The organism is Rhizobium sp. NZLR11 (assembly GCF_019685115.1).
Classification (GTDB): Bacteria; Pseudomonadota; Alphaproteobacteria; order Rhizobiales; family Rhizobiaceae; genus Rhizobium.
The window spans coordinates 1-10631 of the sequence record NZ_JABDWD010000048.1 but is presented as its reverse complement, the minus strand read 5'-3'; the positions used below and the strand labels follow the sequence as shown (position 1 = coordinate 10631).

Sequence of the window (10631 nt, the reverse complement as noted above, 5' to 3'; positions counted from 1 at the left end):
GCCTTCTGCAAATTCTTCGACCAGTATCCGCGGCGGAGACTGCCAGATGTGTCTTCCACCCAAGAGATGCCGTGTATGTTCGGCTACCTCATTGGCGGTGCGGCACAATCGTACGCCGCTGCTGCCGATGCCAACCACTGGCTTGAGGATCGCCGGCAGGCCTATCTCCGCGGCAGCGCTTTCTACCTCCGTTGCATTCGTTGCCACGCGATAGTCAGGTATGGGAACGCCGGCCTGGGCGAGGAGCTGACGTTGAGCGAATTTGTTACAGCATTGTTCAATGGACGCGGGGTCAGGACCTGGTAGACCGAAATGGCGGCAGAGCTTGCCAACTGTCGCATAGACCGACTCCCTGGCAGACGTAATTCCAATAATCTCAAAGGTCGCACGCAGCCGTGAACATTCCCGGATCAGCGCATTTAGGTCGGCGGTATCAACCCGAATGGCTTCACTGCTTTCGTACTGAGCTGGATCAGCCGATAGGGTGATTGGATGAAGTCCAAGACGATGGGCCGCTTGGACGTATAGCGGACCAGTACTCGCGCTTTCAAGAAGGATGAGTGCTCTTTGTGCCATTGGAACCTTCCTTATGTAGATGGGGTAGTCTGACCGTAAGACGGTATTAGCTTGTTTAACCGGGCCTGACCTCCGACATCATGGTCAATGCGCCGAAACAAAATGAGCTCTACAGTTGCGGAGCCAGAACCGAAACTACGGCATTGGGTAGTTGACGCGTTCGCTCGTGGCCACGAAGGCGCCCTGACGTCACACGTTGAGAGCCCACGGCGACTCATGCGTGACGGTAAAGGTCTAGACTATCGATGACCTACAAGGAGGCCGAGCTCATGCATTCGCCCCAACCAGGCTCGGCGGCAAATATAAGACGTTGCTCCATCACTGACGTCCGCGGGATCACCACATCCAGCAAAAGGGGCCGTACAGCAAGTCGGCTAAGCCGGTGGTCCTCAGTCCCGCTCTTGATTTCAGCGAAGCCTCCATGTCTTCGGGTGGTGGCAACCTCATCTTTAGGTAACGTTGCGGACGCGAAGAGCGCATTGATTGGCTGCAGCTGGTAACCGACCCAGTTGCTCTTTCAATTGAAAGGACTGGCTCGGGAGGAAGGCTGCCGCAGTGAAGTGCCGCCAGGCGATCGTCCAAGTCCTTGTCTGCTGCCGTTAGCCTATGGTTTAGGCTCCAAACCCAATCAAGCCATTGATCAACGACAGCCAATGCAAGGGCGCGCCCCAGATCGAGGGACGTTAGGGTAGGACGAACCAGCATGTGGCACGGGCGACGGATGCAAGTGCGATGAGACGGCCCTGGAATAGGAGGCGCCCGAGATGGCCGGCGGCGAGGCCTGGCGCTGGAGGCACCTATGCCGAACACAGCCAACAGGGCGCCATATGTTATAGGACCCCGGCAAGGGAGCCGACCTGACCGTAACATTCTCCCGAGACCGCAGGGGCTGACTAGGCCTGTGATGTCCCCGCGGGACGGTGGTTGTGGTGACCTCCTTCAATCGGCTGCGGCTCCAAAACCGCGCTGCGCACGTTGAGGCATCCGACCTGAACATCATCATGAGGCCATTCGAAAAGAACCATGATTCCGGCACGGACAACAGACTTGACTAGATTCCGTGTCCGGCATAGGCAACCGCTCCGGTATCTCATCATGACTAAGGGTGAGACCAAAGAAGAACCGCAGGGCTCGATTGTCTGGTCCAAGGTCCGTACCGACTTGTCAAAGCCGATTAGTGCTGCGACGCTGTCAGCCAGTTAGAAACGCGACACTTGCGCTTCGGAATAGCCGCCGATCCGAGCGGCTGACCGGGTTGCAAGGGAGGAGCGGGGGCGGGTGAGGAACACCCCTTCGGCTTTAGCTTTGAGACTATGAGTACCCGATTTATTCCGTTGCCTCCATCCGTGCCAGCGCCTTCTGCCTTTTTGCGATGACCTTCGGATCATTCATGAAGTCCGTCCGCCGGCCAGGCTTGCGGCCACGCTTCTGATAACCATTGCCCTGGCTGCCATCGGGAATACGGAACATATGATCCGTCTGGCCAATGCGGCGAGGGCCGCTCTTGCTACGCTGCTGTTCCCGCCCGGCCTTCAGCTCAGCGACGATCGACAGCACGTCGTCCAAACGCTTGTTCTCAACGACTTCGGCACGATGCGCCGATCGCATTACTAACAGGAAGTTCCATAAAAGTGGTTATGCCGCAAATTGGTGTGTAGCCGCAAAGTTAAAGTGTCCTGTTTCTGCAAAGTTGGAATGTCACACTCCCCGCGTTTGATTGGCGCCGGGGAGATTGCCGATGGGACTGATAGCGATGAGCGAGCGTGATCTGCAGCGGATCGAGGTTTTGTCGAAGGTCGTTGACGGCCGGGCGACGCTGGTCTCGGCGGCGCGTGTTCTGGGCTTGAGCGAGCGCCAGGTGCGCCGGCTGTTGGAGCGGATCAGGACGACCGGCGCGGCGTCGATCCGGCACAAGGCGATCGGCCGACCGTCGAACAACAGGATCAGCCCGGGCGTGCGCGATTATGCTTTGGCTCTCATTCGAGAGCGCTATGCCGATTTCGGTCCAACCTTGGCAGCCGAGAAGCTTGCCGAGCTCGATGGGCTGACGGTGTCGCGCGAGACGCTGCGCCAATGGATGACGGGCGCCGGCATCTGGCTGTCGCGCAAGCAGCGGCGGACGTTTCATCAGCCACGATTGCGGCGCGAGGCCTATGGCGAGCTGGTGCAGATCGACGGATCGGAACATCGCTGGTTCGAGGATCGCGGCGATCCGTGTTCGCTGCTGGTGTTCGTCGACGATGCGACGGGCAAGCTGATGCAGTTGCGCTTCGTGCGCTCGGAAAGCGCGTTCAGCTACTTCGAGGCGCTGGAGCTTTATTTGAAGGATCACGGTGCTCCCGTTGCCTTCTATTCCGACAAGCATTCGGTGTTCCGGGTGGCGAAGAAGGAGGCCAAGAGTGGCCAGGGCATGACCCAGTTCGGGCGTGCACTCTCGGAACTAAACATCGAGATTCTTTGCGCAAATTCGAGCCAGGCGAAGGGCCGGGTTGAACGGATGAACCGGACATTGCAGGATCGGCTGATCAAGGAACTGCGGTTAGCGGGCATCGGCAGCATGGACGATGGCAATGCTTTTCTGCCGCGGTTCATGGCGCGGTATAACCAGCGGTTTGCCATCGCCCCTACCCGTTCTGACAATCTGCATCGGCCGATCAACATGCCATCGGATCGGCTGCAGGAGATCCTGTGCAAGCGTGAGCAGCGTTATGTCGGGGCGCAGCTGACGTTTTCGTTCGAGCGCCAGCGGATCATGCTGGAAGAGAGTGATGTGACGCGTGGCCTGGTTGGTCGCTATGTCGAGACCTATGCCTATGCCGATGGCCGGCTCGACGTGCGCTGGAAAGGCCATTCCCTGTCCTATCGGGTGTTCGACAAGGACCAGCGGGTGACGCATGCGGCGATCACCGAGAACAAGCGGCTTTCCGATGTGCTGGCCTATATCAAGGAGCGGCAGGATCAGCGACCAACGCCGAAGGTGAAGACCAACAGCGAGAAGAACGGCTATACGCCGCGGAGCCGCAAGCCCGGTCGGAACAGGGATTTCATGAACGATCCCGCCGTCATTGCCCGACGGCGCCAAGCGCTCTCTGACCTCGATGCGGCGGAATGACCGGCTGCTGCAACTGTCAAAGCTAAAGCCAATGGGTGCGTCTCATCCGCCCCCTCCCTTCCCTTGCAACCCGGCCCAGCCGCTCCGGTCGGGGGCTTGCCTCAGCGCAAGTGGACATGCCGAGTGTCGCATTTCTAAATGGCTGAAGACACACCCAAAGTGACACTTCTACTTTGCACACAAACGGACATTCCAACCCTGCCGCCACATTGGTGTAGCGGGGTGGGTTCAAGGATGAAGTGCGACTTGCAATAGATAACAACGGTTTATCCTTGCAAGGAACGAGACATGAAGCGCACCTACTCCCAGATCGATATCGATGAACGCCGCAAGATTGCCCGCTGGCGCACGGCTGGGGTCAGCGTTGATGTGATCGCCGAGAAGCTGCACCGACATCGCTCAACCATTTTCCGTGAGCTGCGCCGCAATACGTTCGAGGATCGTGAGATGCCGGACCTCAACGGTTACTACTGCGTGATGGCCAATGACATGGCGCGAGAACGGCGTGCCAAGCTGCGCAAACTTGCCCGGTTCGCGCAGCTCCGCCAATCGGTGATCGAGCGCATCATGCATGGCTGGTCGCCGCAACAGATCGCCGGCCGATTGCAGCTTGAGCGCCAGCCGATCTCCGTCAGCCATGAGACGATCTATAAGTTCGCCTATTCCTCGGACGGTCACGCCATCAAACTGTGGCGACACCTGCCGGAGCATCGTGCCAGACGCCGGCCGCGGCACGCCAGACGCCGCCATGGCAAGCGGTTCACCCCGGATGTCAACATTCTCTACCGGCCAGACGCCGTCGCCGAGCGAAAACAGTTCGGGCATTGGGAATGCGATCTCATCCAGTTTCGCAAGAAGTTCGGAAAGGCCAACGTGACGTCGCTGGTCGAACGGGTCAGCCGATTTGCCGTCTTGCTGCGCAACAATGACCGGCAATCGAGGCCGGTGATGGACGGCCTGATCCAGGTGCTACAATCCCTGCCCCACCTCGCCCGTCGCTCGATCACCTTCGATCGTGGCACGGAGTTCACCGACCGGCCTTACCTGCAGGCAGCATCGGAGCGCAGACATGGTTTTGCGATCCGCAATCCCCGTGGCAGAAGGGCACTGTCGAGAACACCAATAGACGGGCCAGCAAATGGCTTTCGAGAGAGGTCGATCCACTGTCTCTCAGCGACCGCGATCTCACCGAGATCTGCAACCGCCTGAACGCAACGCCACGCAAATGCCTCGGCTACAAAACGCCGGCAGAAGTCTTCCGCCAGAAACTCCTCGCGCAAATCAGGCGTACCGGTTAGCCTCTCAAAGCCCGCAGGTCGCGGTTCAGCATGAACTCACCCGATCACTTCGTCGTTCGGAAAGATGCCGACCACCTCGGTGCGTCGCTTGGGTTCATCGAATGTAGCTTTGCTGGGTGCTCTTTCGGGAAGGTCATGTAGGCGAGCACGTCCTCTTCAGCGTCGTCCATGATGGTGGCAAGCTTCGGCACTTTCGGTCTGATCTGATCGGCGACGCTGCGCCATTGAACGCATGCTACCTCCGGTGTCTCCTGGGCAAAAGCCGTTGCGACGAAGGCGGATACGAGCTTCACGCCACGCAATCCTCGGCCTGTTAGCCTGCGCAGGAATTCCGTCTAGATCGGCTCGGCCTCCGACGTGCCGACCTCGATACCAAGAACCTCGCGTCGACCATCGCTGTTGACGCCGAAGGCGATGATAACGGCGACGGAAACAATACGTCCGCCGCGCCGAACTTTGAGGTAGGTAGCGTCCATCCAGACGTATGGCCACTCGCCTTCGATGGGACGGTCGAGAAACGCCTTCACCTTGACGTCGATCTCTTCGCACAGACGGCTCAGCTGGTTTTTGGAGATGCCCGAGATGCCCATGGCTTCGACCAGGTCATCGACAGAACGCCGTCGAGATTCCTTGAATATAGACCTGCTGGATAGCCGCCGTCAGAGCCTTCTCTGGAATACGGGGCGGCTCGAGAAAGCTTGGGAAATAGCTCCTTGCGCAGTTTCGGAATGCGAAGCTCGACCGTTCCGGCTCGTGTCTCCCAATCCCGATCACGGTAGCCGTTGCGTTGAGCAAGCCGCAGCGGGTTCTTCTCGCCGAAGTCAGCACCCGTGGCTGAGCCGACCTCCAGCGCCATCAGCCGTTCGGCCGCAAAGCCGATCATCTCCCGCGATAATCTGCATCCGCGCTCTTCTCAACAAGCGTGCGCACGTTATGTCATTGGTCATCGGTGGTCTTTCCGTCAGGTTGGTCTTCGACAACCCGACGCTACCGGAAAACACCGATGGCCGCCCGACTAGCCGATCACCCGCTACAGCGCCGTGAGAAACGCGCGGGCGTTCGGCTTTGCTACCTCCCGCGATCATTAACAATGCGTAACATCTAGCATTTGATCATAATGGGGGTTCACAATTCGTGAGAATTGGGCGATCACTAGCGACGTGACTTGCATTAGTCGAAGGGCAAAAGCATGGGCATCCGGGACATCACGCCGGCGAAGAAGTATCGCGTCAAGAAAGAGTCGAACGGCGAAAAGCAGGTGCTTCTATGGATGGAAGGTCGTCTGACCGAGCAACTCGACCGGCTGATCAAGTCCGGCGCTTACCGTAATCGGTCTGAAGCCGTTACGGATGCCGTTCACCGCTTAATCGAGGATAGAAACTAGGGGAAAAAGCAAAGGCTCGGAGCCTGCCAGCCCAGAGCCTTTGAAAGAAGCAAGGATTAGGGATCTTTAGATGACCGTTGGGTCGCCGTAAACCAAGCCACTAGCATCTTGGTTATCCCGAATCACCGCTGATTTGTCAACCGACGTTTCAAGTCGGGTGGCGAAGCTTTGACCCGGAAATGAGGGACAATGACCAAGGCGCAACCATCCGGTTGGCGTGCTCTCAAGCCGACACTGCCATCGGCGCGGGAGCAGGACTCCGCGGACAAGCAAAAACTCTTCGCCGCCGCTCGAATCGCGGCAAAGGTGCTGCAGCTTCCAAGCAGCGCCCGCTTCGTATTGGACCAGCTCGCCGGCTGCTATCGCGGCGAGCTCGTCGAGAACCGGATCCTCGTATGGCCTTCCAACAAATTTCTTATGGAAAGAACCGGGCTTTCGGAGCGCGCGGTGCGCTACGCGCTAGCCATGCTGACCGAGGAAGGTCTGATTGTCGCCAAGGACAGCCCCAACGGCAAACGGTTCGCGCAGCGATCGGCTCAGGGCCAGATCATCCGGGCTTATGGCTTCGACCTCTCCCCTCTCCCGGAGAAGCTGCCGGAGCTCAACGAGCGCCTGGCTGCCATTCAGGAGCGGGAGCGTGAACGGGCGCTTGCCTTTGACGAGCTGACCATTCATCGCAGATCGGCCCAGGAAGCTCTCAGGACGCTTGCCGAGGTCGATCCGGACTCTGACATCACCGATCTGATGGCGCGCGCTCTGGCGCTTTCACGAGTCACGCCGCGGCGATCGGCGATAGGATCGGCCGACAGCTCTCGCGATGCTTGGCATCAGCTCCGAATGGAAGCAGAAGATCGATATTATGCTGCCTCTGCCGGCAATCCTTGCCGTCACGAAGACAAGAACACATGTGCCCCTGACAAGTCTTGTAACAATCACTCAGGAGATGTGAGGGCGCCGGAGCGGCCGATTGCGACCGCAGACGACCTGGTTAAGGCATGCCCGGACGCAATGGATTTTATCGGGCAGGTGCGAAATGATCGGGAGTTTATATTGGCCGTGGGGAGGATGCGGGGTGCATTTGGCGTGTCGCCGTCGGCTTGGGTGGAGGCTGGCCGCGAAATCGGGCTGCTCGGGGCGGCTGTCACCTTGGTTTACGTGATCCAGCTGCAGGCGCGGCCTACGCCAGGGGCCGAACAGATCAAGAATGCGGGCGGCTATTTCCGCGTGCTGGTCAGGCTTATTAAAGCCGGCCAAGTAAACCTATCAAAGGAAGTAAACAGCCTTTTAGAGCGCTATTGACCGTGTTTGGCATCCGCGACGGCAGTACAGCCAGCAGCGGACTAAAGATCGTCAATGCGCGCCGATGTCGCTTTGCGTGGAGGACCCGCGTACCCGAATGAAAAGCTGACGTCAATATCCGTCAAAACAACTCTCGGCACCAAGGGGAAATTCAAATGAAGGCATGAGTGTTCATCTCAATTGAAGGCCACAGGACCAAGGTCTACGGTACATTCAAGGGGTCAAGCGTCTTGGACTGCATTCGATTATCGTGGCGGTCGAGCCGCACCAATATGACTGCCTCTGGTAGTAAGGCGCTGAGGCTGTCCGGACCGATACGAGGGATCTGAATGCGCTGATCCGCGGATGCACTCGTACCGCTCCTACTGATCCTAGTAGTTTCCTATAATTCAACTTACTCATAAATGAGAGGCGTCACTGCCGGAAAACCCAAGTATGGCTGAAGCTGATGCCATTCCCCCATCTGTACAGAGAAAAGGTCAACGCCAATGCAGGAACGAGCACTCATCCTCATCGAAGGCGCAAGCAATGGTCCCGTCTGCATCCAAGCTGCGCGGGGTCTTGGTCTCCATCCAATAACTCTTTCAGCAGACCCAGCTCAGTACGGCTATCTCTCGACGGAAAGCGCCCAGGCCATCCGGGTCGATACCGCTAACATTGAGGCGCTGATTGGCGAATGTTCCAAGCCTTCGAGCAATTATAACATCGCTGGTATTACGAGCGCACAGTAGGCAGTCTATGCGACAGTTGGTAATCTCTGCCGGTATTTCGATCTACCAGGACCGGACCCAATTTCGGTTGAGCGATGCTGCGAGATTGCCGAACATACGGCGTATCTGCTGGGCGGGTCGCGCATATGTGCTTGAGCCTTCCTGCTTATGCTGAGTGTCCGGTCGAAAGTGGGGGCAGTCCAAGGTGTCATTGAGGACTCTCGGACTTCAGGAGGCTGTTCCACTCCTTCAACGCTTGAAATGTGGCGTTCAACGTTGCTATTTCTATGTGCCCAGTTGTCGCGAGTTTGCCTTTTCGCTGTCGGGGTTGTCGAAAACTTTCTGAACGTTCGCTGCATGGAGTTCTGCCGATTCTCCAGTGACATCCTGAAATGCCTATCCTTTGCGACTCGTCAAATTGGCGCGGATTTCGCTTTTCAAAGAGCGCCACGTTTGTGGGTTGTCTTCACTGCGATTCCAGAACTTGCTCTTAGTTCGCCGGGGGCCACTGGATTGCCAATCAACTTTCGAAAGCTGTCGCGACCTTGACCCGACGATCAACCATGGCGAACTCGTGGAACTTTCCTGGGCGGGACACTACACTAAATCGAAACCGTTCACTGAAGGCAATCACCTCTCCAGAACCGAGGAAATCCCAATGAGTGTCAATCAGCACCGAACATTACATTCCATGCTTAAACACACAATGAGCACCTTCGTGCCTGCATCGCGTGTGTCCAGAATCAAGGTTTCGCCAAGCACGGCTGCGGCAGCCCGTGCTCGCGAACTGAAGGCAGCCGGCCGCGATATCGTCGACCTGACCGTCGGCGAGCCGGACTTTGACACGCCAGACAACATCAAGGCCGCGGCGCATGCGGCCATCGACAGGGGCGAAACGAAATATACGGCTGTCAACGGCACGCCGGCGCTGCGCAAGGCAATCATCGGCGATATCAAGCGCCGGCTCGGCCTCAGCTACGCGGACAACGAAATCTGCGTGGGCGGCGGCGCCAAGCAGGTTCTGTTTCTGGCGCTGATGGCGAGCGTGGAAAACGATGCCGAGGTGATCATTCCCGCACCATACTGGGTTTCCTATCCAGATATGGTCATCGCCAACGAAGGCAAGCCGGTCATCGTCGAATGCCCGCAGGAAGCAGGCTTCAAACTCACGCCGGAAGCATTGGAAAAAGCGATCACGCCGAAGACCTTGTGGCTGGTTCTCAACGCGCCGTCCAATCCGACGGGCGCGGCATATGACAGGAGCGAACTCGAAGCCCTCGGCAAGGTGCTGCTGCGCCATCCCCACGTCTTCGTGCTCTCCGACGATATCTACGACCAGATCTGGTTCAGGGACGAGCCGATGACGACGCTGGTTGCCGCCGTCCCGGAACTGAAGCAGCGAGTTCTGCTCACCAACGGCGTCTCAAAGTCCTACGCCATGACCGGATGGCGTATCGGCTACGCGGCGGGTCCGGCCGCCCTGATTGCGGCCATCAACAAGCTGCAGTCGCAGATGTCGTCCTGCCCGTCGTCGGTCAGTCAGGCCGCCGCTGCCTATGCGCTGTCTTCTGACCAGTCATTCGTTTCGGAAAGCGTGAAGGTCTACAAGGAGCGCCGCGATTATGCGTGCTCACGGCTCAATGCCGTGCCCGGCCTCTCCTGTCTCGTACCGGACGGAGCCTTCTATCTGTTTCCGAACTGCGCCGGTGTCATCGGCAAGAAGACCCCCGAAGGCAAGACAATCGAGACAGACCTTGATTTCGTGCTCTACCTGCTGGAAGGCGTCGGGGTCGCGGCGCTGCAGGGTGCTGCCTTCGGGATATCCCCTCACTTCCGCCTCTCGATCGCAACGTCGATGGAGGTGATCACGCAGGCATGCGATCGCGTCGAACGGGCCGTTGCCGACCTGTATTGATTGCAAAGAGGCCCGTCGGACTTGCGCCCCACCGGCCGCAGATTTTCGAAACGCGTCAAGATGGTGATCCGCGGCTCATGACGCAGCCTTCATGAATTGTCCGAGTTGAAGACTATCGGACCGCCTCTCCAATGCAGTATTCGCGGACGAACTGCGACACGAGATGTCGGCAACCCCACAAAACCCTCCGAATAGCGACAACGAAACACGGTAAGCGGTGTTTTCCTCGCACATTGAGCAAGCTCGATTGGGCTTTCCGAAAAATGCCGCTACGACATTGATGGCAAGAATGCGCCATTAGCGGTCATTGAAACTGATGCTAGTGAAGTCATCGGTT

General features: G+C 58.1%; 4 protein-coding genes and 5 pseudogenes. 6 read left to right on the top strand and 3 right to left on the bottom strand.

All coding sequences use genetic code 11. The features are described from left to right. Both HJB83_RS33770 and HJB83_RS33765 read right to left on the bottom strand, forming a co-directional pair. Positions 1-576: pseudogene (locus tag HJB83_RS33770) on the bottom strand (ATP-grasp domain-containing protein); the annotation flags it as partial. A 1326-nt stretch (positions 577-1902) separates the two neighbouring features. Continuing rightward, positions 1903-2184, bottom strand: a pseudogene (locus tag HJB83_RS33765) (ISNCY family transposase); the annotation flags it as partial. Positions 2185-2314: 130 nt separating this feature from the next. Here HJB83_RS33765 and HJB83_RS33760 point away from each other — a divergent pair. Then, positions 2315-3688, top strand: a complete 1374-nt coding sequence (locus HJB83_RS33760) for an ISNCY family transposase (protein WP_132612751.1) — start codon at positions 2315-2317, stop codon at positions 3686-3688. Between the two features lie 288 nt (positions 3689-3976). Next, positions 3977-4986, top strand: a pseudogene (locus tag HJB83_RS33755) (IS30 family transposase). A gap of 42 nt (positions 4987-5028) precedes the next feature. On the opposite strand, the pseudogene HJB83_RS33750 reads toward HJB83_RS33755, so the two are convergent. Continuing rightward, positions 5029-5916: pseudogene (locus HJB83_RS33750) on the bottom strand (transposase); the annotation flags it as partial. Between the two features lie 259 nt (positions 5917-6175). Here HJB83_RS33750 and HJB83_RS33745 point away from each other — a divergent pair. The 4 genes and pseudogenes from HJB83_RS33745 (at position 6176) to HJB83_RS33735 (ending at position 10294) form a co-directional block, all read left to right on the top strand. Further along, on the top strand, positions 6176-6370 hold the full coding sequence (locus HJB83_RS33745) for a ribbon-helix-helix domain-containing protein (protein WP_168260256.1): 195 nt from the start codon (positions 6176-6178) through the stop codon (positions 6368-6370). 189 nt (positions 6371-6559) lie between these two features. Then, complete coding sequence (repC, locus tag HJB83_RS33740) at positions 6560-7669, top strand: plasmid replication protein RepC (protein WP_221140621.1); 1110 nt, start codon at positions 6560-6562, stop codon at positions 7667-7669. A gap of 488 nt (positions 7670-8157) precedes the next feature. Next, positions 8158-8484 (top strand): annotated as a pseudogene (locus tag HJB83_RS34530) (hypothetical protein); the annotation flags it as partial. Between the two features lie 601 nt (positions 8485-9085). Then, positions 9086-10294 carry an aspartate transaminase gene (locus tag HJB83_RS33735; RefSeq protein ID WP_221140656.1) on the top strand — a complete coding sequence of 403 codons (1209 nt, stop codon included), beginning with the start codon at positions 9086-9088 and terminating at the stop codon, positions 10292-10294. The last annotated feature ends 337 nt before the right edge of the window (positions 10295-10631 follow it).

What these genes read in the sequence shown, in the direction of transcription:
- HJB83_RS33760 (WP_132612751.1), top strand. Translation starts at nt 2,315, where the DNA reads ATGGGACTGATAGCGATGAGCGAGCGTGATCTGCAGCGGATCGAGGTT.
- HJB83_RS33745 (WP_168260256.1), top strand. Translation starts at nt 6,176, where the DNA reads ATGGGCATCCGGGACATCACGCCGGCGAAGAAGTATCGCGTCAAGAAA.
- repC (WP_221140621.1), top strand. Translation starts at nt 6,560, where the DNA reads ATGACCAAGGCGCAACCATCCGGTTGGCGTGCTCTCAAGCCGACACTG.
- HJB83_RS33735 (WP_221140656.1), top strand. Translation starts at nt 9,086, where the DNA reads ATGAGCACCTTCGTGCCTGCATCGCGTGTGTCCAGAATCAAGGTTTCG.